This window comes from Sphingomonas sp. LM7, assembly GCF_002002925.1.
In the GTDB taxonomy this organism is placed as follows: Bacteria; Pseudomonadota; Alphaproteobacteria; order Sphingomonadales; family Sphingomonadaceae; genus Sphingomonas.
The window spans coordinates 3829062-3852974 of the sequence record NZ_CP019511.1 but is presented as its reverse complement, the minus strand read 5'-3'; the positions used below and the strand labels follow the sequence as shown (position 1 = coordinate 3852974).

Annotated in this window: 18 protein-coding genes; 8 read left to right on the top strand and 10 right to left on the bottom strand. The window is 65.1% G+C overall.

What is annotated here, in order from left to right; genetic code table 11:
• Positions 1 to 83 precede the first annotated feature (83 nt).
• The 4 genes from BXU08_RS17895 to BXU08_RS17880 are packed head-to-tail and all read right to left on the bottom strand — an operon-like array spanning position 84 to position 5151.
• Positions 84 to 986, bottom strand: coding sequence for a family 43 glycosylhydrolase (locus tag BXU08_RS17895; protein ID WP_253190427.1), 903 nt, complete (start codon positions 984 to 986; stop codon positions 84 to 86).
• Between the two features lie 11 nt (positions 987 to 997).
• Entirely contained in the window at positions 998 to 2143 is a 1146-nt protein-coding gene (locus BXU08_RS17890; RefSeq protein ID WP_077511329.1) for a cellulase family glycosylhydrolase, read from the bottom strand.
• 17 nt (positions 2144 to 2160) lie between these two features.
• Positions 2161 to 3309: an aldose epimerase family protein gene (locus BXU08_RS17885; RefSeq protein WP_077511327.1), complete on the bottom strand. Its 1149-nt coding sequence runs from the start codon at positions 3307 to 3309 to the stop codon at positions 2161 to 2163.
• 36 nt (positions 3310 to 3345) lie between these two features.
• Positions 3346 to 5151, bottom strand: a complete 1806-nt coding sequence (locus BXU08_RS17880; protein WP_077511325.1) for an IlvD/Edd family dehydratase — start codon at positions 5149 to 5151, stop codon at positions 3346 to 3348.
• Between the two features lie 132 nt (positions 5152 to 5283).
• Here BXU08_RS17880 and BXU08_RS17875 point away from each other — a divergent pair, with 132 nt between their 5' ends.
• The 4 genes from BXU08_RS17875 to BXU08_RS17860 all read left to right on the top strand — a co-directional run bounded on the left by BXU08_RS17875 (position 5284) and on the right by BXU08_RS17860 (position 11778).
• Positions 5284 to 6222 (top strand): Gfo/Idh/MocA family protein, encoded by a 939-nt coding sequence (locus BXU08_RS17875; protein ID WP_077511323.1) that lies wholly within the window; start codon positions 5284 to 5286, stop codon positions 6220 to 6222.
• Between the two features lie 249 nt (positions 6223 to 6471).
• Positions 6472 to 9246: a TonB-dependent receptor gene (locus BXU08_RS17870; protein WP_077511321.1), complete on the top strand. Its 2775-nt coding sequence runs from the start codon at positions 6472 to 6474 to the stop codon at positions 9244 to 9246.
• Positions 9247 to 9349: 103 nt separating this feature from the next.
• Positions 9350 to 10510, top strand: a complete 1161-nt coding sequence (locus BXU08_RS17865) for a glycoside hydrolase family 105 protein (protein WP_077511319.1) — start codon at positions 9350 to 9352, stop codon at positions 10508 to 10510.
• Complete coding sequence (locus tag BXU08_RS17860) at positions 10510 to 11778, top strand: BNR repeat-containing protein (protein WP_077511317.1); 1269 nt, start codon at positions 10510 to 10512, stop codon at positions 11776 to 11778. The genes BXU08_RS17865 and BXU08_RS17860 overlap by 1 nt, the downstream gene beginning before the upstream one ends.
• Before the next feature lie 55 nt (positions 11779 to 11833).
• Here BXU08_RS17860 and BXU08_RS17855 read toward each other — a convergent pair whose 3' ends face one another.
• The 6 genes from BXU08_RS17855 to rhmD form a co-directional block, all read right to left on the bottom strand.
• Positions 11834 to 12907: a glycoside hydrolase family 43 protein gene (locus BXU08_RS17855; protein ID WP_253190426.1), complete on the bottom strand. Its 1074-nt coding sequence runs from the start codon at positions 12905 to 12907 to the stop codon at positions 11834 to 11836.
• Complete coding sequence (locus tag BXU08_RS17850; RefSeq protein ID WP_253190425.1) at positions 12904 to 14142, bottom strand: MFS transporter; 1239 nt, start codon at positions 14140 to 14142, stop codon at positions 12904 to 12906. The genes BXU08_RS17855 and BXU08_RS17850 overlap by 4 nt, the downstream gene beginning before the upstream one ends.
• 11 nt (positions 14143 to 14153) lie before the next feature.
• Complete coding sequence (locus BXU08_RS17845) at positions 14154 to 15056, bottom strand: amidohydrolase (protein ID WP_077511313.1); 903 nt, start codon at positions 15054 to 15056, stop codon at positions 14154 to 14156.
• 135 nt (positions 15057 to 15191) lie between these two features.
• Positions 15192 to 15941 carry an SDR family NAD(P)-dependent oxidoreductase gene (locus tag BXU08_RS17840; protein WP_077511311.1) on the bottom strand — a complete coding sequence of 250 codons (750 nt, stop codon included), beginning with the start codon at positions 15939 to 15941 and terminating at the stop codon, positions 15192 to 15194.
• Entirely contained in the window at positions 15938 to 16795 is an 858-nt protein-coding gene (locus BXU08_RS17835) for a fumarylacetoacetate hydrolase family protein (RefSeq protein ID WP_077511309.1), read from the bottom strand. Before BXU08_RS17835 ends, BXU08_RS17840 begins: the two co-directional genes overlap by 4 nt.
• 18 nt (positions 16796 to 16813) lie before the next feature.
• A complete protein-coding gene (gene rhmD, locus BXU08_RS17830; RefSeq protein ID WP_171982567.1) occupies positions 16814 to 18010 on the bottom strand; it encodes an L-rhamnonate dehydratase in 1197 nt (398 codons plus the stop codon).
• 205 nt (positions 18011 to 18215) lie between these two features.
• Here rhmD and BXU08_RS17825 point away from each other — a divergent pair, with 205 nt between their 5' ends.
• The 4 genes from BXU08_RS17825 (at position 18216) to BXU08_RS17810 (ending at position 23881) form a co-directional block, all read left to right on the top strand.
• Positions 18216 to 19046 (top strand): IclR family transcriptional regulator, encoded by an 831-nt coding sequence (locus BXU08_RS17825; RefSeq protein ID WP_077511305.1) that lies wholly within the window; start codon positions 18216 to 18218, stop codon positions 19044 to 19046.
• 24 nt (positions 19047 to 19070) lie between these two features.
• The gene (locus tag BXU08_RS17820; protein ID WP_077511303.1) at positions 19071 to 19835 is read left to right on the top strand and encodes an SDR family NAD(P)-dependent oxidoreductase; all 765 of its coding nucleotides are present in this window, start codon (positions 19071 to 19073) and stop codon (positions 19833 to 19835) included.
• A complete protein-coding gene (locus BXU08_RS17815) occupies positions 19832 to 20620 on the top strand; it encodes a rhamnogalacturonan acetylesterase (RefSeq protein WP_077511301.1) in 789 nt (262 codons plus the stop codon). Before BXU08_RS17820 ends, BXU08_RS17815 begins: the two co-directional genes overlap by 4 nt.
• Positions 20621 to 20881: 261 nt before the next feature.
• On the top strand, positions 20882 to 23881 hold the full coding sequence (locus tag BXU08_RS17810) for a TonB-dependent receptor (RefSeq protein WP_253190424.1): 3000 nt from the start codon (positions 20882 to 20884) through the stop codon (positions 23879 to 23881).
• Positions 23882 to 23913 lie beyond the last annotated feature (32 nt).

Genomic DNA, 23913 nt, shown 5'->3' with positions numbered 1-23913 from the left:
ACGAAACAGGGGCGCCGCGGCATCACCGCGGCGCCCCTTTTCTTCGTCTAAGATCCCCCGCTTCGCGAGGGAGGATGTTGGGCTCACTTCATCTTGATCGTCTCGATTACGCCGTCGGGGCGGTACTCGATCGGCTGGATCGCGACGCGGCGGCTGCCCTGATAGGGGCCGTTGCCCACCTGCCCTTCCCAGCGGTGATAGGCGATGTACCAATTGCCGTCGGCGGGATCCTGGAAGAAGCTGTGGTGCCCCGGCCCGCGATAGCGCTTGTCGCCGACGAGCAGCGGGCCGCCATAGCGCCACGGGCCGGTCGGCGAGAGCGCGACGGCGTAGTGGACCTGATAGCTCGCATCGTCCCACTTCCCCGCCGAGTAGGACAGGTAATAGATGCCCTTGCGAAAGTGCATGAACGCGCCCTCGGTGAAGTTGGGGGGGGTATCAACTTTAACTTCCTGATCGAGGCTGACCATGTCCGGCTTGAGCTTCCACACCCGGAGCGTCGCGCCGGCGCTGCCGCCGGCATAGAGGTATGGGGTCTTCGTCTTGGGATCGACGAACACCGCCGGGTCGATCGCCTCGAAGCCGTTGCCGCCGGTGACCAGCGGCTTGCCGCTGTCGGTGCAGGGGCCGGCCGGGCCCTTGCAGGTGGCGACGCCGATGCGGCTGGGCGTCGGGTTCTGCGGGCCGACCGAGTAATAGAAATACCAGCCGCCATTGGCCTGGATCATGTCCGGCGCCCAGAGGAAGTGCCTGGGCGCGCGGTCGTCATCGGCCCAGGCGATGTCCTTCAGGCGGATGAGGGTCTCGCTTTTGCTCCATTTGAGCTTGTCGGGCGAGGACCAGGCCGACAGCCCGTCGCCACCCGTCGGGTAGATCCAGTAGCGGCCGTCGGCGGCTTCGATATCGGGGTCGGCGCCGGCAAGGACCGACTTGACCTCCTGCGCGGACGCTGCCGGCGGGAGACCCGCCAGCAGCGCCGCGATCAATGCCGCCCTCTTCACTTGCCCGAAGCGGGCACCACGCCCTTCGGTGCGGCAGCCAGCCGCTTGATCAGATCGACTTCGGCCTGGCGATAGGGCTTGCCGTCGAAATAGAGGATGTCGTGGAACCAGATCGTCGGCTCCTCGAACGTATAGGGCTTCTTCCAGCTGTCCCACGGGAAACGGGTCTGCATCTTCCCGTCGACAAAGCCCCAGTTATACATCGCGATGTTGAGCTTCTTGGCGATCGGCAGCGTGTTGTCGAAGGTCGAGCCGTTGCCGCGCGCCATATACTCGGTGCACCAGACCGGGCGGCCATAGCTCAGCATCTGCTTCGCACGCTTTTCGAAGGTCTCTGCCCAGCTGTAGTCGTGGAAGCTCAGGATATCCGACTCGCGGATCTGGATCTTCTCGACTGCATCGACTCGGTTCAAATCGTCCCAATGATCGCCGATCCACACGCCCGAAGTGAGCGGCTGGACCGGGTTGGCGGCGCGGGCTGCGTCGAAGAAGCGCGGCAGCAGCAGCGCGACATATTTGTTCTTGTCCGGAGTCGGCTTGTAGTTGCCGCCGCCGCCATTGTTGGGCTCATTCCAGATATCCCAGCCGACGATGCGATCGTCCTTGGCGAAGGTCGCCACGACGTCCTTCACATAGGCTTCGAGCTTGCCATATTGCGACGCGTCCTTGAGGCGATCCGCGCCCGGCGACTGCACCGAACCCGAATTGTGCACGCCCGGAATCGGCGGGTGCTGCGGGCCCGCGACCGGGTTGGGATCCCAGCAGCTGTCGAAGAAGATCCACAGCGTCTTGATGTTATGCTTGGCCGCGATCGTCATGAACTCGTCCATGCGGCGCTTGAGCCCGGGGGCGTCGGTTTCCCAGAGCAGGTGATGCAGGTTCACCCGCATCACGTTCATGCCCATCGCCGAAGCCCAGCCGAGCTCCAGGTCGATGCGCTTGGGATCCCAGGTCTCGGCCTGGAACATCTCGAGCTGATTGATCGCCGTGGCCGGCGTGTAGTTGGCGCCGACCTGCCAGGGCTGGTTGGCGTGCCAGCTATTGGCCTGCGCCTTGGTCCACTGGTCACGCGCGTTTGCGGGAGCGGCGCTTGCCACGAGGGCGAGCGCGGTTGCCGAGAGAAGGAACGTACGACGGATCATCTGGTCTCTCCCTGCGATCAGCGCTTGGCGGCGGTTGCGCCGCTGCTCAGCTTGTAGGTCATGACATTGCGATAGGTCTGGCCGGGCTCGAGCCGCGCCTCGGGGAAGCCCTTCTGGTTGACTGCGTCCGGGAAGATCTGCGGCTCCATCACGATCGCGTCGCCCTGGCGATAGAAGCGCTTGGACTTGCCCGCGAACTTGCCGTCCATGAAGTTGCCCGAATAGAATTGCAGGCCCGGCTGGTTCGACCAGATCTCGAAGCTGCGGCCCGATTTCGGATCGCTCACGCGCGCCATCAGCTGGGTGCGGTTGATCACCTTGCGGCCGATCACCCAATTATGATCGTAGCCGCGGCCATAGACGATCTGCTGATCGCGGGTATCGCGGACGCGGTCGCCGATCGCGCGCGGCGTGCGGAAGTCGAACACCGTGCCGGCGACGGGGCGGAACTGGCCGGTCGGGATCAGCGTCTCGTTGACCGGAGTGATCGACTGCGCCGGGATCGTGACGACATGGTCCATCGCGCTGCCCGAGCCTTCGCCGCCCAGGTTCCAATAGGCGTGGTTCGAGATGTTGACGATCGTCGCCTTGTCGGTGGTCGCCTTGTACTCGATCGTCAGGTTGTTGGCTTCGTCGAGCGAATAGGTCGCATCGACGGTCAGCGTGCCGGGATAGCCCTGATCGCCATCGGGGCTGACATAGCGCAGCGTCACCGAGGCAGTCGGCCCGTTCTTCACCGACACGACGTTCCACAGCACCTTGTCGAAGCCGGCCGTGCCGCCATGCAGCGAATTGACGCCGTCGTTGAGCGGCGTCTGGTAGCTGCGGCCGTCGAGCGTGAAGCGGCCGCCATCGATGCGATTGGCGAAGCGGCCCACGGTCGAGCCGATGAAGTTGGGGTATTTGAGATAGCCGTCCATGTCGTCATGGCCGAGCGCGATATCGGCCTTCTTGCCGGCACGATCGGGCAGGACGAGCGACTGGATCGACGCGCCATAGGCGATGATGTTCGCCGAGACGCCGCGATTGTTGGCGAGCAGCACCGATTCGACCGAGCGGCCGTCGGCAAGTTTGCCGAAGGTGCCGCGCTTGGCGGTGGCGGCATCGGCAGCGGGGGCGGCGATCGCCATGGCGGCGATCACTCCCAGGGCTGTCATCGTCTTCATTGTTCTCTCCTCCCAAGGCTTGTTATTATAAATCGATCAGTGGCTGTCGCGCGGAAGCCCCCGTGTCTGGGCAATGCGCTGATATTTGACGGCGACCTCAAGCACCGCACCGGTATCGAACTGGCCGACGAGGTTGCGGTGGATTTCCTGCCAGGGCGTCTGCGCCTCGGGCACGTAATCGATCGCCAGCGCTTCGCGGCGGCGCGCAATCTCCGCCGGATCGACCAGCATGTCGGCAGTGCGGTTCTTCAGGTCGATGCGGATGCGGTCGCCGGTCTGGACCAGTGCGAGCCCGCCGCCGACTGCGGCTTCGGGCGCCGCGTTGAGGATCGAAGGCGACCCGCTGGTGCCCGACTGGCGGCCATCGCCCAGGCACGGCAGCGCGTGGACCCCCGCCTGGATCAGCGCCGTGGGCGGACGCATGTTCACCACCTCAGCGCCGCCGGGATAGCCGACCGGCCCCGCGCCGCGCATGATCAGGATCGAATTGGTATCGATGCCGACCGAGGGATCGTCGATGCGGTGATGATAATCCTCGGGCCCGTCGAACACGACGGCGACGCCTTCGAACGCCTCGGGATCGTCGGGATTGCTGAGGTAGCGGCCGCGGAACTCGTCCGAGATCACGCTGAGCTTCATCACGGCGTTGTCGAACAGATTGCCCGACAGCACGCTGAGGCCCGCGGCGGACTTCATCGGCGCGTCGAGCGGGAAGATCACCTTGGTATCCTCGCACTCGGCAGTGGCGACATTGTCCGCCACGCTCTTGCCGTTGACGGTGAGCGCGCTGCCGTCGATCAGCCCGGCGCGGAGCAACTGGCCCATCACCACCGGCACGCCGCCGGCGCGGTAGAAATCCTCGCCGAGATATTCGCCCGCCGGCTGGAGATTGACGATCAGCGGAATGTCCGCGCCATGCTCTTCCCAATCGGACAGGCTCAGCTCGACACCGATATGGCGGGCGATCGCGTTCAAGTGGATCGGTGCATTGGTCGATCCGCCGATCGCCGAATTGACGCGGATCGCATTCATGAAGGCAGTTCGGGTCAGCACGTCGCTGGGCTTGCGATCGGCATGGACCATCTCGACGATCTGGAGACCGGTGCGATAGGCATTTTCCTGCCGGTCGCGATACGGCGCCGGAATCGCCGCCGAGCCGGGCAGCGACATGCCGAGTGCCTCGCACAGCGAGTTCATCGTCGTAGCGGTGCCCATCGTGTTGCAGAAGCCGGTCGACGGCGCCGAGGACGCGACGAGCTTGATGAAGCCCTGATAGTCGATCTCGCCGGCGGCAAGCATCTCGCGTGCCTTCCACACGATCGTGCCCGATCCGGTGCGCTCGCCCTTGAACCAGCCATTGAGCATCGGGCCGACCGACAGCGCGATCGACGGGATGTTCACCGTCGCGGCGGCCATCAGGCAGGCCGGCGTGGTCTTGTCGCAGCCGATGGTGAACACGACGCCATCCATCGGATAGCCGTGCACCGCCTCGACCAGGCTGAGATATTGCAGGTTGCGATCGAGCCCCGCGGTCGGGCGCTTGCCGGTTTCCTGTATCGGGTGCGTGCCGAATTCGAGCGCGATGCCGCCGGCGTCGCGAATCCCCTCGCGAACGCGCTTGGCGAGCTCGAGGTGGTGGCGATTGCACGGGGAAAGATCGCTGCCGGTCTGGGCGATGCCGATGATCGGCCGACCCGACTGGATCTCTTCCAGGCTGATTCCGAAATTGAGATAACGCTCGACATAGAGCGCAGTCATGTCGGGATTGGCGGGGTTGTCGAACCAGGCGCGCGACCTGAGGGGCGGCCGTCCGCCGTTCGAACCATTTTCCGCGTCGCTCATTCACCTCTCCGGTGGGTAATTGGCTTATATGCCGCCGCCGTTTGCGGACGCCGACATCGTCGTGCGGGGCTTGATACCGGCAGTGCGTGGCAATAGGAAGAGCATATATATCTTATAAAAGGAAGCGTGAGGATGGCGGAGAGCGGAACCCGGGCGATTCGGCTGGGACTGGTGGGGATCGGCAAGATCGCGCGCGACCAGCACCTGCCCGCCCTGGCGGCGGACGATCGCTTCGACCTGGTGGCAACTGCCAGCCGTCACGCCACCGTGGACGACGTTAAGGGCTATCATGACATCGGCACGATGATCGATGGTGGCCACAAGCTCGACGCAGTCTCGCTCTGCACGCCACCCGACGGCCGCTACGAACAGGCCGTGATCGCGATCGATGCCGGGCTCCACGTGATGCTCGAAAAGCCGCCGGCCACCACGCTCACCGAGATCGCGGCGCTGGCCGATCGCGCAAAGGCCAAGGGCGTCGTCCTGTACACCACCTGGCATTCGCGCGAAGCCGCCGGCGTCGAGCCCGCCAAGGCCTGGCTGCAGGGCAAGCGCATCGAGGCAGTGCGAATCACCTGGAAGGAAGACATCCGCCGCTGGCATCCCGGGCAGGAATGGATTCTGGCCGCGGGCGGTTTTGGCGTGTTCGATCCCGGCATCAACGCCCTGTCGATCGCGACCAAGCTGCTGCCCGAGCCGATGCTGCTCGACAAGGCATGGATGGAAGTACCCGAAGGCCGCGCGTCGCCGCTCGCTGCAGAACTTGAGATGCGCAGCGGCAATGCCCGCGTCGATGTAGTGTTCGACTTCCTCCAGACCGGTCCGCAGACCTGGGACATCGAGATCGACACCGATGCCGGCACGCTGCGCCTCGGCATGGGCGGCAGCATCCTGCAGTTGCCCGGCGAAGCGGAGCAGAAGGCGCCCGACCGCGAATATCCGCGGCTCTATGCGCGCTTCGCCGAGCTGGTCGCGGCCGGCGAAAGCGATGTCGACATCCGCCCGCTGCAGATCGTCGCCGACGCCTTCATGCTCGCCGAGCGACGCGTGACGGCGCCCTTCGCCTTCTAACTGCGCAACGGGCCGGTCCCACAAGATCGGGCCGGCCCGCATTGCCCCTCACACTGCGAGATGCGGCCCCGCCTTCTCCCATAGTATGTCCGAACTGTGTCTTTGGCATCACGCTCCCGCGGTTTTCGCGCGCGCCGTCTTATTGATATGATTAATCACTTGTCAGTTTCTGGAAGCGGTTGCATAGCCCCGGCTTGAAGAGAGAGGCTCGTCAAGAGCCCTCGCAAATTCGCCAAGGGGAGGTTCGCGATGCGCCTGAAGTCCGTGATTCTAGCTTCGACTTCGTTTCTCATTCTGGCGGGAGCCGCTCCCGCCTTTGCCCAGACCGATTCCACGCCTACCGCACAGGATCCCGCCGCAGTCGCAGCCGATGTGACCGAGCAGGAAGCGACGAGCGAGGACGCAATCGTCGTCACCGGCCTTCGCCGCAGCCTCGAATCCGCCCAGCGGATCAAGCGCGAGTCCGATGGTATCGTCGACGCGATCGTCGCCGAGGATATCGGCAAGCTGCCCGACACCTTCGCCTCCTCGGCGCTCGCGCGCGTCTCGGGCGTCCAGGTCAATCGCGGCGGCGGCGAATCGGCCGGCGTCACGGTCCGTGGCCTGCCCGACATCAGCACCACCTATAACGGCCGCGAAATCTTCACCGCCGAAGGCCGCTTCGTCCAGATCCAGGATTTCCCGGCGGGCACCGTCGCGGCGCTCGAAGTCTACAAGTCCGGCACTGCAAACCTGATCGAAGGCGGCATCGGCGGCCAGGTCAATGTGCGCGGGCGCAAGCCGTTCGACTTTGACGGCTTCGAACTGTCGGGCTCGCTCAACGGCGTGAACTGGGAGCAGTCGGGCAAGCTGTCGTGGAACGGCAATTTGCTGGTCAGCGACCGCTGGGAAACCGGCATCGGCGAGATGGGCCTGCTGGTGAACGGCTCCTATGTCGGCATCAACTTCCTCGATTCGACGCGCGAGCAATCGCTGGTGATCGGCACCACCAACCCCGGCAATGCGCCCGGCACCACCGGCGGCGTCCGCTTCCCCGACGCGCAGGGCATGTTCCTGGGCTATGGCGACCGCTTCCGTCCGTCGGCCAACGCCGCCTTCCAGTGGAAGCCGTCGCCCGAGCTCGAAATCTATGTCGATGGCCTGTTCCAGGGCTATCGCGGCAAGGATACCAATCGCTGGCTGTTCGTGCCGATCTTCGGCGGCCTGACGCTGACCAATCTGACCACCCGCGCCGATGATCCGACGATCGCCCAGAGCGCCACCGTCACCGGCGCCGCGGCGCCCGACGGCTATTGGGGCGCGGCCAAGGGCAAGACCGACACCTACCAGTTCGGCGGCGGCGCCATCTGGAAGCGCGGCGGCCTGCAGGTCTCGGGCGACATTGCCTATACCGACAGCAAATACACGTTCGACCTCGTCAACATCGACTATGCGTTCGCCAGCTCGCCGGTGCGCAACGTCTCGTTCGACGCAGCGGAGGACGGCGGCGCATCGTTCGATTTCGTCAACTTCGACGCGACCAACGCGGCCAATTTCCTCAGCCGCGGCCTCTACCAGCAATATCTGGAGGTCACCGGCAAGGACACGCAGGCGCGGGCCGACGTTTCCTACGACTTCGACGGCGGCTTCCTCCGCCGCGTTCAGGTCGGTGCGCGCTACAATGAGCGCGAGGCCGGCCGCGACTTCGGCGATTCCTACGTCAACAATCTCGGCGCGCAGATTCCGATCACCCAACTGCCGGTGAGCTTCTCGACCGGGCTTCCCGGCTTCAAGAACAGCCACGCCCAGCCCGTCCGCACCTACACCTTCATCCCGCAGGAAAGCATCCGCGAGAACCTGCCGGCGCTGCGGCAGTTCTTCGGCCAGCCCGCCGGCCTGCCGGCCTACAACCCGACCGAGAACTTCGGCGGGACCGAAAAGGCACTCGCGCTCTACGCGCAGGCCAAATACGGCTTCGACGTCGGCAACGTCACGATCGACGGCCTGGTCGGCTTCCGCGCGGTCCGCACAAAGACCGAACTCAGCGGCTTCGTACGCCAGCCCGACGGCAGCTTCGTGCCGACCACGGAAGAGAATGACTATTGGGACTACCTTCCCAATGTCAGCGCGCGCGTGGCCGTGAGCCCCGAAGTGCAGCTTCGCCTCGCCTACACCGAAACGCGCACCCGCCCCGGCTTCTTCTCGCTTCGTCCGGCGCTGTCGATCGGCCAGGCCCAGAACAACCAGAGCCCGATCACGCTTATCGACGGCACCACGACGACCAACTATCGCGGCGCCAGCGGCGGCAACCCCGACCTGGCACCGCTGACCTCGCAGAATTACGACGCCAGCCTGGAATGGTATTTCTCGCGCAGTGGCTCGCTGACCGCAGCGATCTTCCGGCGCGATGCGAAGGGCTTCATCTTCAACGACCTGCGCAACGTACCCGACCCGGTCTATAATGCGCTGTCGATCAATCAGCCGCTGAATTCGGGCAACACCCGCTTCCAGGGTGCGGAAGTCTCGTTCACCACCTTCCTCGACATCGACGGCCTGCCCGAATGGGCCAAGGGCTTCGGCGTCCAGGCGAACGGCACCTATATCGACTCGAAGGGCGATCTCTCGCCGCGCTTCAACACGCTGCTCGACAACGAGCGGGTGCCGTTCAACGGCGTGTCGAAGTGGACGTACAATCTGGTGGCGCTGTACGAGAAGCCGTTCTTCTCGGCGCGTCTCGCCTATAACTACCGCTCGAGCTTCGTCGTGAACTACACCGAAGAGGCGCTGGACGTCGGCCCGAGCTTCGTGACGCCCGGCCAGAACGATCCGCGCATCCGCGGGATCACCGAGCGCGGCCGTGGGCAGCTCGACTTCTCGACCACGGTCACGCCGATCCCGAACGTCACCCTGGCGTTCGATGTCGTCAACCTGCTCGGCAATCCGCTCCAGCGCTATCGGCAGTTCAACGACGCAGGCGACATCTTCGAACGCCAGACCATCTATCTCGAGCGCACCTACTCGCTCGGCGTGCGCTTCCGCTTCTGACGGTAGCCACGAGGCAGATTGGAGGCCGGTGGACGCAAGTCCGCCGGCCTTCTTCTTTTCCGGCGCGGCTTTGCTATTACCTCTCCCAAAAGAGGGGATCCGAATGGCGCTGCGCACTGCATTGCTTTTGCTGGCCGCAACCGGAGGCGTGCTCCAGGTCGGCACTGCCGTCGCCCAGACTTCAGTCGAGGCGAGCCCGCGCGCAGCGATCGACGCGGCGACGAAGCTGGCGCGCTGGCAGCTCGCGCGGATGCACGACACCAGCCTGATCTCGCGCGCCGGCGGCGAGACGCGCAACCCCCGCGCCTGGGAACAGGCCGCATTCTGGGTCGGCATGACCGTGCTCGCCGACCACGGCGCACCGGCGGACATCGGCAAGGAGATCCACGCCAGGGGCCGCGCCAATCAGTGGCAACCCGGCCGCCTGCCCTTCTTCGCCGACGATCACGCGATCACCCAGAGCTATCTATGGGCGGCGAAGCACGGCGCGGGCGCGGCGCCGCTGCAATCGGTGCGCCGCGTCTTCGACAATGTCGTGAACAATGCCCCGCGCGTCACGCTCGCCTTCGTCGTCCCCGAAAAGGGGGGCTATGGCGCCACCGAATGCCTGGTGCGCTGGTGCTGGTGCGACGCACTGTTCATGGCGCCCCCGGCAATGCTCGAGCTCGCCAACCAGACCGGCGACCGGCGCTACCGCGACTATGCGCTGCGTGAGATCTGGGCGACGACCAACTTCCTCTACGACCCCGCCGAACGCCTGTTCTACCGCGACAGCCGCTTCTTCGATCGCCGCGACGCCAAAGGGCGCAAGATGTTCTGGAGCCGCGGCAATGGCTGGGTCGTCGCCGGGCTCGCGCTGATGATCCCCAAGCTGCCCAAGGGCGATCCCGAGCGGCGGAAGCTGGAAGCATTGTTCGTCGAGATGGCGGGCAAGGTGAAGGCAACCCAGAAGCCTGATGGCTATTGGGCGCCTTCGCTGCTGGCCCCGGAGGAGTCGCCGCCGGAATCGAGTGGTACGGGCTTCTTCACCTATGGCCTGGCCTGGGGTGTGAAGGCGGGGCTGTTGCCGCGCGCCGAGTACGAGCCCACGGTGCGCAAGGGCTGGTCGGCACTGGCCCGTTCGATCCAGCCCGACGGGCGGCTCGGCTATGTCCAGCAGGTCAGCGACCGGCCCGAGCAGGTGCTCGCCACCGACACGCAATATTATGGCGTCGGCGCCTTCCTGCTCGCGGCGAGCGCCGTCGCGGACCTGAAGCTCGACTGATGCTGCGGCTGCTGGCGCCGCTCGCGCTGATCTGGGCGGCGCCGGCAGCGGCGCAGAAGATCGAGGCAATCGACCGGGTCTGGGCCGGGCACGACGTGGCGTTCGCGCTGGTGGCGACCAGGAGCCATATCCATGTCGGCTATTACGATGCCGCGCGGCAGCTCAGCGTCGCAAGCCGTGCGCGCGGGTCTTCGTGGTGGACCTATACGCGGCTGCCCAGCTGGGTCGGCTGGGACAGCCATAACCGCATCGCGATGGCAGTGGATGCTGAGGGCCAGCTGCATGTCGCCGCGAACATGCACAACGACCCATTGGTCTATTTCCGTACGCGCCTGCCGGGCGACGTGCGCACGCTGGCGCGCGTCCAGATGATGGTCGATGCCGCCGCCGAGCGTAGCATGACCTATCCCGAGTTTCTCAAGGACGCGGGCGGGCGGCTGATCTTCAAATATCGCGACGGTGGCAGCGGGCGGGGCCGCGAGATCTACAATGTCGCGGACGGCGAAGGCTGGAAGCGGCTGATCGACGCCCCGCTGGTCGAAGGCGAAGGCAAGCGCAGTGCCTATTTCGTCGGGCCGGTGCTCGGCCCTGACGGCTGGTTTCACTTGAGCTGGGTGTGGCGCGATACGCCCGACGCGGCGACCAATCACGACCTTTCCTATGCGCGCAGTCCCGACCTGGTGCATTGGCAACGCGCGGACGACACGCCCCTGCCCTTGCCGATCCGGCTGGATGCCGCCGACATCGTCGATCCGGTGCCCGTGCGCGGCGGCATGATCAACAACAACACGCCGCTTGGGTTCGACGCGCTGGGGCGGCCGGTCATCGCGTTCCACAAGTTCGATGCGGCGGGGAATACGCAGGTCTTCGTCGCCCGGCGCCAGGAACGGCGCTGGCGCGTCACGCAGGCAAGCGACTGGAAGGGGTTCCGCTGGGCGTTCGGCGGGATGGGCTCGCTCGACTTCCGGCTGCGCGTCGCGGCGCCGATCGTGGCGGGCTCGACGCTGATCGTACCGGTGATCCGCGACGGCAAGGCGATCGACCTGTTGCTGGATGGCGAGACGCTGGCGCGGATCGGCGAACGGCCGCGGGTGACGCTTGCCGATCGGCTGGCGGCGCGGATCGGGGTGCCTGCGGGGATGCAACTCAATACGGTAGAGGACGCGTCAGGCGCGGCGATCGCCTGGGCGACCTTGCCCGCCAATCGAGACCTGCCGCGCGAGGATGTGCCGGAGCCCCAGGTGTTGCGGCTGGTATTGCCGAACTAGCCTATCCCGTTCGTGCTGAGCGAAAGGAGGTGGGTCGGCACCTATTCCATCAGAGTCAGCAATCCACCTTCCGCTCGGTCGGCGTGTGGGGCTGGACGCAGGGATGCGTCGGATAGGCTTCGAGATCGAGCTCGGTCGCCTGACGCACCACTTCGACCCGATCGCCCGCGTCCTTCATCTCGTAAAGCTTGCCCAGCGCCAGCGTGAACGGGCGGTGGAGCACCATCATCAGCCGTCCGTCGAATGCGCGAAACAACATGCCATGGCCGCTGTCGCGCCGGACCAGCGGGTCGAGCTGCTCCCACGGGCCTTCGAGGCGTCCCGACGTCGAACGCGCGATCGACTGGACATAGCCGCGCTCGCCATAGCTCGACCACAGCATCGTCAGCGTGCCGTTTGCGGTGCGGTAGAATTCGGGGCCGTCGGTTACCCAGACGGTATCGCCATCGGGCTGGCGCTGGCCCTTGGCCCAGGGCGCTTCGTTGGCGCGAAACAGCACGCGCGGCTTGCCCGCAGCGGAGAGATCGTCGTTGAGCGGGATCGCCTCGATCGTACCGATCGTCGTCTGCAGCCACTCATGCGCATAGACGAGCCAGGGCTTGCCCTGCGCGTCGATATGCAGCGTGCCGTCGAGCGTCATCAGCGCCTTGTCGACGATCGGCTCGCCGTTCCGCACCACGCGGTACGGCCCGTCGACCTTGTCCGCCACCGCGAGGATCGTACCGCGACGATAGGGCTTGCGCTTGCCCTCCGCAGGCAGCGTTGCGGCTTCGTCGTGGAAGGTGGTGAAGAGATACCATCTCCCCTTCCACTGGTGCACTTCGGGCGCCCAGGCGCCGCCTTTGGCCCAGGTTCCTTCGGGCAGCGCGAAGACGACGCGCGGGCGGCTCCAGTGCTTCAGGTCCTTGCTGGTATAGACCATCGTGCCGAGCCGGCGGTCGCCGGTCATCGCGGTCTCGTTGCGCGTGAACAGATAATAGGTCTTCGATGCCTTGTCGGCGACGATGAACGGATCGTGGAGCTGCATCTGCGGAAGCAGCAGCGGCGCCGGATCGGCCTTGGGCTGCGCAGCCACCGGCGTCGCGAAAAGCACGGCAAGCGCCGCGAACAGGGCCTTGATCCGCATCATCCGCGCTCCGCCGCGATCGCCTCGAGCGACTTGCCTTCGTTGCGCGGTGCCCAGACCAGCCCGACCAGTCCGCTCACCACCAGGAAGCCGGTAAGGATCCAGGCGAGCGTGGTGTAGTCATAGGAAGCGAGCCACGGCACGAAGAAGCTCCAGATGCCCAGCCCGATGCGCACGATCGCGAAGGTGAGTCCCTGCGCCGTAGAACGGATTGCCGTCGGGAAGAGTTCGGCCGACCACAATTGGAAGAAGCTCTGCGCGCCGAAGCCGCCGGCGACCCCCATGATCACGACATGGAGGATGTAGATTTCCAGCGTGAAGCCAAAGATCGCGAGCAGCGCCATGCCGATCACATGCATGCCTGCCGAAATGCCGAACAGCAGCCGCTGGTTTACCCTGTCCGACAGCGTCATGAAGATCGCCAGGATCGAGACCATGCCGATCAGGAAATAGCTCGCCGGGACGATCGTCGCGACCCATTCGGGAAGATTGTGCTCCTTGACCAGATACGGCGTGAAGAAGCCGTTGAAGCCCGCCCACAGGTTCCAGAAGCCGTACATCGAAGCGAGAAACACGATCGCGCCAAGGTAGCGCGGGCTGAACAGCTCGCGCCAATTCTGCTTGGGCACACCGCCGCTCGAAACCTGGCTTTCCTCCCAACGCTGCGACTCGCGCATCCGCGAGCGCAGGAAGGTCAGTCCGAGCGCCAGCACCGCCAGATGCGCGAAGATCCAGCGCACCCCGGTGATGCCCCAGGGCTGGAGGAAATAGGCCGCGACCAGCACTGCGACCGGCCCGAGATACCAGAGCAACTGCGCCACCCCCGAATGCGCCCCGCGCTTGTCGTCGGGCGCCTGCTCGGCGATCAGCGACCAGGAGGCGGGGATGTCGGCACCCACGGCGAGCCCGACCAGTACGAAGCCCAGCACGATCATCCACGGCGCCGAGGCGAAGACCAGGAAGAGCATGCCGAACGCGTAGAACAGCATGTCGTACTGGTAGATCTTCTTGCGCCCGAACTTGTCGCACAGGATGCCGCCGATCAGCGCGCCGACGCCCGCCGAGATCGCGTTGGCGCTGAACGCGCCGATCAGCCCGATAAAGCTGTCCGACAGGCCGTAGATCTCCCGCCACAGCGCCAGCGCCACCGATCCCGCAACGATCGAGCCCGCATCGATATAATTGGCGAGACCCGCGAGGATGGTGTCGCGCCACTTATGATCCTGGGTGTCGCTCAACTTCTGTCCCCCTAGACGTCCAGCCCGAGCCGGTAGATGCGATTGGCGTTGCGTGCCCATAGGCCACGACGCTCGGTTTGCGTGAAATCGGCGGTGATCTCCGCATAGGCATCGAGATGCTGCGCGAAGCTGCCGAAAAGCTTGTCGGTTGGAAAGTCGCTGGCGAACATCGCACGATCGGCGCCGAACAGCTCGATCGCTTCGAGGATATATCCGCGCGCCTGATCCAGGCTCCACGGGCGGTGGGTGAAGCCCATGCCCGAGAGCTTGGTCGCGACATTGGGGAGCGCAGCCAGCGCGGCCATGCCGGCACGCCACTGCTCCCATTCGCCGGGGACGGCCATGCCCGCATGATTGATAATGATTTGCGTTTCGGGGTGCCGGGCGATCAGCCTGGCGAGCCCGGCGAACTGCCCGGGATAGGCCTGGAGATCGAAGCTCAGGCCGTATTTGCCGAGCAGTCCGAAACCCCTCGCCCAGGCATCGTCCAGCGTGACGTCGCGCGGCGAATAGGTGCGGCGCGGATCGGCGTGCCAGTTGACGATATGGCGGATACCGCGGACGTTCGGGTGCGCAGCATGCGCTTCCAGCAGCGCCTCGGCATCGGGATCGTCGAGCGGGGCGAAGGCGATGATCGCATTGGGCATGCCGCGACTGTCTGCCATGCCCTGGAGCCATTGGGTCTCGGCGAGCGCCGCGGCGCCGTCCGCGCCGGCATCGACATGGACGATCCCGCGGACATCCCAGCCCTCGGCATCTGCGAGGTAATCGTCGAGCAGATAGGTTCTAGCGATCGGCTCGACGCTGCCGTTCGGACCGTCATCGGCGAAGGGGGGCGTCAGCCATGGATAGGCGATGCGATCGAGATCCCAGAGATGCACATGGGCATCGATAAAGGGCAGATCGCGCGCCACTTTCCTCTTCTCCTATCAAGCCCCTCCCCTTCAGTGGAGGGGTCGGGGGTGGGGCGTGGCCGTCTCACCTAGACCGGTGTGCCCATTGATAGGCCCACCCCAACCCCTCCCCTGAAGGGGAGGGGCTTAGTTTCATCAGTACGTCGTGCGCCCGCCCGAGGTGTCGAAGGTCGACGCCGTGGTGAAGCTGCATTCCTCGCTCGCCATGAACAGGATCATCGCGGCGCTTTCCTCGGCCTCGCCCAGCCGGCCCATCGGGATCTTCGAGCGCATGTAATCGACCTGGCTCGGCGGAAGCTGTTCGAGGATCGGGCTCTCGAACGTCGCCGGGGTCAGCGCATTGGCGATGATGCCCTTGCCCGCCAGTTCCTTGCCGAGCGACTTGGTGAGCCCGATCACACCCGCCTTCGACGCCGAATAGGCAGAGGCGTTGGGGTTGCCTTCCTTGCCCGCCACCGACGCGACGTTGACGATCCGGCCATAGCCGTTCGCCAGCATGTGCGGGATCACTTCACGGCAGCAATAGAACAGCCCGTTGAGGTTGATGTCGATCACGCGCTGCCAGCTGTCGATCGGGAATTCGTGGACGGGCACGGTCGCGCCGGTGATCCCGGCCGAATTGACCAGCACGTCGATCCGCCCGAGCGCGGCGGCACTGTCCTTCGCGGCCTGCGCGACTGCCGCCGGATCGGAGACGTCGAGCGCGACGATGTGCTTCGCACCGATCTCGTCCGCCACGGTAGCCAGCGCCTCGGCGTTCAGATCCCACAAAGCGACCTGGCCGCCCTCGGCGATGAAGCGGCGCGCCACTGCGATGCCAAGGCCCCCGGTGCCACCGGTAATGACCGCGGTGCGGCCCTCATAACGTCCGGCGTAGACGCTCACCCGAGCACCTCGTCACCAAGGTGGCGCCATTCGACGACGGCCTGCTGTTGCTCGCCGAGCTTGGCGATGCCCAGCCGCATCGTGTCGCCCGCCTTGAGGAAGATCGACTCGGGCTTCTTGCCCTCGCCCACTCCCGGCGGAGTGCCGGTGATCAGCAGATCGCCCGGATAGAGCGTCATATACTGGCTGACATAGGCAATGATCTGCTGGACAGTGAAGATCATCGTCCGGGTGTTGCCGGTCTGCATCCGGTCACCGTTGACATCGAGGAACATGTCGAGGTCCTGCGGGTCGCCGACTTCGTCGGGCGTGACCAGCCACGGGCCGACCGGGCAGAAGGTGTCGTGGCCCTTGCCCTTGCTCCACTGGCTGCCGCGCTGCTTCTGGTTGAAGCGCTCGGAAACGTCGTTGGCGACGGTGTAGCCGGCGACGTACGAAAGCGCATCGGCCTCTTCGACGTAACGCGCGGTCTTGCCGATCACCACGCCGAGTTCGACTTCCCAGTCGCTGTGCGTCGAGTCCTTCGGGATCATGACTTCGTCGTTCGGGCCGGTCAGGCTCGACAGCGCCTTCATGAACATTACCGGCTCGGTCGGGATCGGCAGGTTCGATTCGATCGCGTGATCCTCATAATTGAGGCCGATCGCGACGATCTTGCCGATGCCCTTGATCGGCACGCCGTAGCGCGGCGTACCCTCGACCGCCGGCAGGCTCGCGGCATCGATGTTGGCGAGCCCGGCGATCGCATCGACCGTGAGGTCGGCGAGCGTGCCCGAGAGATCGCGGAGCGTTCCGTCATTGTCGACAAGGCCGGGCTTTTCCTGTCCCCGGAGTCCGTAGCGGCAGAGTTTCATGTGGCGGCTTCTCTTGCTTTAGTGCGTGTAGGGGCGGTGCATCGGCAGGTCGCGATTGAGTTCGACCCCGAAGCCGGGCTTGTCGAGCGCGCTCACGTGCAGGCGCCCGTTCTGGGGCACCGGCTCGCCGATCAATTGCGGGTGGAACATCGGCACGACCTCGGTCGGCCCGGGATGCATCATCAGGAACTCGGCGAACGGGCTGTTATGCCGGGTGATGACGAAGTGATAGCTGTACACGCTCGAGCCGTGCGGGATCATCATCACGCCCTTGCTGTCGGCATAGTTGGCGATCTTGATCAGCTCGGTGACGCCGCCGCACCAGCCCACATCGGGCTGGATGATGTCGCAGCATTCCATGTCCATCAGCATGCGGAAGCCCCAGCGGGTCGCCTCATGCTCGCCGGTGGTCACCAGCAGCCCCTTGGGGGCGTTCTTCTTGAGCGCGGCATAGGCCCAGTAATCGTCGGGGCTGAGCGCCTCCTCGATCCATTTGAGCCCGCACTCGTCATAGGCGCGATGCGCAAGCCGCGTGGCGTAATCAAGGTCGAGGCTCATCCAGCAATCGAGCATCAGCCAGAAATCGTCGCCGACCTTCGAACGCATGTCAGCCAATTCGGCGATGTTCTTGTGCAGGCCCTCAAGTCCCTCTGCAGGCCCATGATGCAGCGGCAGCTTGCCGCCGATGAAGCCGAGTTCCTTGGCGACATCCGGCCGGGCACCGGTGGCGTAGAATTGCAGTTCGTCGCGCACTGCGCCGCCCAGCATCTGGTACACCGGCTCGCCGCGCAGCTTGCCGAGCAGGTCCCACAGCGCGAGATCGACGCCCGAAATGGCGTTCACCACCAGCCCCTTGCGGCCGTAATATTGGGTCGAGAAATACATCTGATCCCAGATCTTCTCGACTTCGCGCGGGTCGCGGCCTTCCAGGAAGCGCGCCAGGTGCTTTTCGACGATGAACGCGGCGGGCTCGCCGCCGGTGGTCACGGCGAAGCCGATCGTGCCGTCCTCTGCCTCGATCTCGACGATCAGCGTGCCGAGCACGTTGATGCCGAAGCTCTGCCGCGACTGGCGATATTCGGGATAGCGCGCCATCGGCGTGGCGATGTGATTGTCGATCCAGTGGCCTTCGCCCTGATCGTGATAATCGGCACCGCCGCCGCGGACGGTGAAGGCACGGACGTACTTGATCTTCGAAAGGCCGGCTGCCGCCACGTCGTCTGACCCCTTTTGCGGCACCCGTACCACATCTGGGCACAGAGCCTGAGCATGTGAAAAATCGCGAGCAACGCATACCATCATGTGATACGTCGCACCGCGATGCCTGACTGAATGGGTGTGGCGATAGCCGAAATGCTTCGCCGCCTCGCACCCCTCCTGATGCTTTACTTTCTCACTTTATGGGATAGGATGTTACGAGATGAGACGCGACACGTCAAACGCTGAATCGGAACCCGCCGAGAAGAAGGCGGGCCCCAAGGTACAGGGCAGCCAGACGCTGATCCGCGGGCTCGACATGCTCGACAAGGTGATCGACGGCCCGATCAAGCTCGCCGAGCTTTCGGCGCGGATGAGCCTGACGCGCTCGACCACGCACCGCCTCGCCAACGCTCTGATCGACCGCGGCTTCCTCACCTATCTGCCGCGCGACGGCTATCAGCTCGGCCCCAAGCTGATCCAGCTGGGCTTCCTCGCCCAGAGCCAGGCCGACATCGTCCAGATCGCGCGCCCGCGCATGGAGGAACTCGCCGCCGCGTCCGAGGACACCGTGCATCTCGGCCGGATGGACGGCGACCTCGCCCTCTATCTCGACAAGATCCCCGGCCGCCGCCGCGTCGAGATCTCGAGCCGGATCGGCGACCGCCAGCCGCTCACCTCGACCGGGCTGGGCAAGGCACTGCTCGTCGACGGCAGCGAAGCCGAATGGACACGATTGTTCGACGCCGATCAGGCGCATGGCGCGCCGCGCGCCAACCGCGAGACGTGGTTCGATCGGATGCGCGGCTATGCCGATGCCGGCCACGCCTATGACCTCGAAGAGAATGAGGACCAGATCCGCTGCGTCGCCGCCCCGGTGCGCGACGTCTCCGGCAAGATCGTCGCGGCGATCAGCGTGTCGAGCGCCGCGCAATATATGGACGACGAGCGGATGGAGACGCTGAGCGCCGAAGTCCGCGAAACCGCGCAGAAGATCAGCACCGATCTGGGCTGGAGCCCGGACGTGCGCCCCCCGCGCCGCGCGCGCAGATAGTTTAGTACCTTTAGGAGAGACCAGGTGAAGTTGTTGCAGGGCAAGACCGTGCTCGTCACGGGCGCATCGACGGGCATCGGCCGCGCCGCCGCAGTGGGCGCGGCCAAGGCCGGCGCCGACGTCGTCATCAACTATCACAGCCGCGACGACGAGGCTGCCGCCTGCGTCGCGGAGATCGAGGCCGCCGGCCAGCGCGGGCTCGCAGTCAAGGGCGACGTCGCCGCCGCCGAGACTGCGACCGAATTCGTGGCGAAGGCCGTCGAGGCGTTCGGCAAGGTCGACGTGATGGTCTCCAATGCCGGCATCTGCCCGTTCCACTCCTTCCTCGACATGCCGGTCGAGACCGTCCAGCGCACCGTGCAGGTCAATCTGCTCGGCGGCTATTTCATGTGCCAGGCCGCAGCCAACCAGATGGTCAAGCAGGGGCACGGCGGCGCGCTGGTCGCAGTCTCCTCGATCTCGGCGCTCGTCGGTGGCGAATATCAGACGCACTATACGCCGACCAAGGCGGGCCTCCATTCGCTGATGCAGTCGACGGCGATTGCGCTCGGCAAGCACAAGATCCGCTGCAATTCGGTGCTGCCTGGCACGATTCTGACCGAGATCAACAAGGACGATCTCGCCGACCAGGAGAAGCGCAAGTACATGGAAGCCCGCATCCCGCTCGGCCGCCTTGGCCAGGCCGAGGATCTCGCCGGCCCGATCGTGTTCCTCGCCTCGGACATGGCTGCCTATGTCACCGGCGCGGCGCTGCTGGTCGACGGTGGCGCCTTCGTGAACCTGCAATGAGGGCGCTGCTCGGCGCCGTTGCCGGCCTGCTCGCGCTGGCGGCGCCGGCTTCGGCCGATCCGCGCATCCTGATCGCGAGCGATTCGACTGCGGCAAACTATGGCGCCGAGAAGTATCCGCAGCTCGGCTGGGGGATGATGCTCAAATGCGGGCTCGCGCCCGATGTCGAGGTGGTCAACCGCGCAGTCGGCGGACGCAGCACGCGCACCTTCATTTCCGAGGGGAAGTGGGACGCGCTGATCGCCGAGTCCAGGCCCGGCGACACCGTGCTCATCCAGTTCGGCCATAACGACGCGAGCGTGTCGCGCCCCGAGCGCTATGCCCCCGCCGCGACGCTCTACCGCGACAATCTGATCCGGATGATCTGGGAGGCGCGCGGCCGCGGGCTGGTGCCGGTGCTGGTCACGCCCCCGGCCCGCCGCTCGTTCGACGGCGCGCGCGCCAAGGCGGATTTCGCCGCCTATTCGCAGGTGATGCGCGAACTGGTGGTGACCACCAACACGCCGCTGATCGATCTCGAGGCACGCTCGCTCGACTTGGTCAGCCGCGCCGGCGAGGCAGGTTCGAAGCAGTATTTCCTGCACTATACGCCCGCGGACAAGCTCGCCGCCTTCCCCCAAGGCATCGCCGACGACACGCATTTCAGCGAGCTCGGCGCACGCGAGATGGCAAATCTGGTCGCGCAAGAGATCAAGGGACTGAAGATCCCGATTGCAGAGAAAGTCCTTACTGACCGCCCGGACCTGACCCGCATCAAACCGCTGGGTTCCGCCGCCTGTCACTGAGGGCAAGTGCCAAGCTGACACCTTACGACGTCCGGCTCGTCGTCCGTGAATTGACACCGGTAGCAATTAGGGGTGGTATCGCCCGCGACGACCTGCGTCCGGAGTGTGACAGAAACCCCACATTGATCGGACAAATGCAAAACAGGGGATTGGCGAGACGTTTTCGTTACGTCATATATATTGGGAAATAAGAACAAGAAATGAGATCGACCAGTGCACCAAGCGCGGCGGTCAAAGACAGGACCTGAGGAGGGGATGAGCATGAAGATACAATCGACTTCGCGTGCCCGGAGTGTCGGGATTTCGAGCACGGCACTGGCTATGGCGCTGGCATGGACACCGGTAGCAATGGCGCAGGAAGCGCCCGCCGCGGACCCCAGCGCGCAGGAGACGCCCGAGAGCACCGAAGGCGACATCGTCGTCCAGGGCTTCCGCGCCTCGCTCGCCACCGCACTCAACCAGAAGCGCGAAGAGACTGCCGCGATCGACTCGATCGTCGCCGAAGACATCGGCAAGTTCCCCGATTCCAATCTCGCCGAATCGATGCAGCGCGTCCCCGGCGTGGCATTGTCGCGCGGTGACGGCGGCGAAGGCCGCAACATCTCGGTCCGCGGCCTCGGCGCCGGCTTCACCCGCGTGCGCATAAACGGCATGGAAGGCACGTCGCAGACCGGATCGTCGGACATTTACGGCGCCGGCAACTCGGGCCGAAGCTTCGACTTCAATGCCTTCCCCACCGAAATCTTTTCGTCGCTCGCGGTGCGCAAGACGCCTTCGGCCGATGTCGAGGAAGGATCGCTCGGCGCCACCGTCGACCTCAAGGCGCCGCATCCGCTCGATTACGACAAGGACTTCGTGCTGAGCGCCACTGCCCGCGGCGTCTACAACGAGGTCAGCAAGAAGCTCGATCCCCGCGCCTCGGCCATCATCTCGAAGCAGTTCGCCGACGGCACGTTCGGCGTGCTGCTCTCCGGCGCCTATCAGAAGCGTCACCTGCGCGAAGCCGGCTATTCGGCAGTCGACATCCTGTCCTCGACCCTGGGCGGCAACCAGCTCGGCACCGGCGCCGCTGCGCAGCCCTTTTGCACCCCGATCGGCTACACCCCGGTCAGCCCCTCGCCCGTGACCTATGCCGGCCGTGGTGCATCCGCGACGATGTGCAGCACCGGCAATCCGCGCACCGGCACGATCGCTGCGTACAACACGATCATGGCGCTGCGCAGTAACTTCAGCCCCGCCGCGGCCGCCACGCCGGGCAGCGGCGCGTTCTTCCCGCGCATCCCGCGCTATGTGAATTCGGAGCAGGATACCGAACGCTTTGGCGGCACCGCGACCATCCAGTGGAAGCCGACCGAGAACACCGACATCTCGATCGACGGCCTCTATTCGCGCCTCAACGTCGAGCGCCGCGACAATTACATTGCGCTGCTGTCGTTCGCCCGCAACATCAACAACAATGGCCAGCCGATGGTGTCGGTGCGCGACGTCGAATTCGATCAGAACGGCTCGCTGGTCTATGGCCTGTTCGACGGCGTCGACATCCGCTCGGAAGGCCTGGTCGATACCTTCGTCTCGACCTTCAAGCAGGCCAATTTCAACTTCCGTCACCGCTTCTCCGACAGCTTCGAAATCTCCGGCCTGGCCGGCATCTCGAATTCGCTATGGGACGGCAAGGAGCGCCTGCAGACCTTCATCGACGCGATCGATGCCGATGGCGTGACCATCGACTTCCGCGATGGCGGTTACAATCCGACGATCGGCTTCGGCATCGACGTCGCGAACCCCGCCAACTTCGCCTATGCGCCCAGCCCCGATGGCGGCGTGACGTTCCTCGGCGGCTTCAGCACGCAGGGCAAGCCGTCGCGCAACGAGACCAAGAACAAGACCTTCGAACTCAACACCAAATGGGACGTGACGCCGGGCTTCACGGTCAAGGTTGGCGGCCAGTTCCGCGAGAGCGACTACAGCGCGCGCGGCGCTACGCAATATACCGGCCAGAACGTGACCCGCGCGCTGCCGGCCGGCACCAGCCTGACCAGCATCACGCGCCAGATCACCGGCGTCGACGACATCTTCGGCACCGGCGCCCCAGCGAGCTGGGTCGCGATCGATCCGGACAAATGGCGTCAGACGTTCAACTTCCCGAACGGCTTCGACTTCTGCATCGACGCCTCGTGCGGCGTCGGCACGTCGCGGATCCGCGAGCGGATCAAGAGCGGCTATCTGATGGTAAACTTCGACACCTCGGAAACCTTGCCCTTCACGCTGCGCGGCGACGCGGGCGTGCGCTACGTCAAGACGGACATGCGCGCCGTCGGCTTCCTGACCCGTGCGCTGGCCAGCAGCCCGACTGGCGTCACCGCCACGGCCAACGTCGTCGATCGGGACTATGAGGACTTCCTGCCGTCGGTGAACGTGGTCGGTGAGATCACCCCCGACCTGCTGGTCCGTGCGTCGATGGCACGCGTCATCTCCCGGCCCGAGCTGGGCGTGATGATCCCGGGTTCGCCCTCGATCACCGCGACGACGCGCAATGCCAGCACCAACAACCCGTTCCTGAACCCGATCCGCGCCAATACGCTCGATCTGGCGCTGGAATGGTATTTCAAGCCCGGCTCGCTGCTTTCGGTCGCCTATTTCTACAAGGACATCGAAACCTACATCCAGAATGCGACCGAGAATATTCCGTTCAACCAGCTGGGCCTGCCCGATGCGTTGCTGGCCGGCACCAACACGATTCCGACCGACATTTTCACGGTGCGCCGTCCGCTGAACACTCCCGGCGGCCCGCTCAAGGGCTTCGAAGTCAATGCCCAGGTGCAGTTCGACTTCCTGCCGGGCTTCCTCTCGCACTTCGGCGCACTGGGTAGCTACACGCGGGTGACCTCGAAGATCGACTACATCACCGGCACCGGCACGATCTTCACCTCGGACCTGATCGACTTGTCGAAGAACTCGGCAAGCGGCACGCTCTATTACGAGGATGATCGTTTCAGCATCCGTGGCACGGCCAGCTATCGCGACCGCTACACCCGCGCGATCATCGCGGCGAACGGCAGCGACATCCGTGCGAACCAGCCGAACACCTTCGTCGATGCCTCGGCCTCGTACAAGCTGACGGACAACTTCAAGCTGATCCTCGAAGCCCAGAACATTACCGACGCACGTAACACGCTGTATATCGACAGCGTGCGTCAGGACACGCTGTTCCAGACGCGTATCGGCCGCACCTTCACCTTCGGCCTCAACGCACAGTTCTGAAGCCTTGCCTCCCTGTGGGCCGCCCTCGCGGC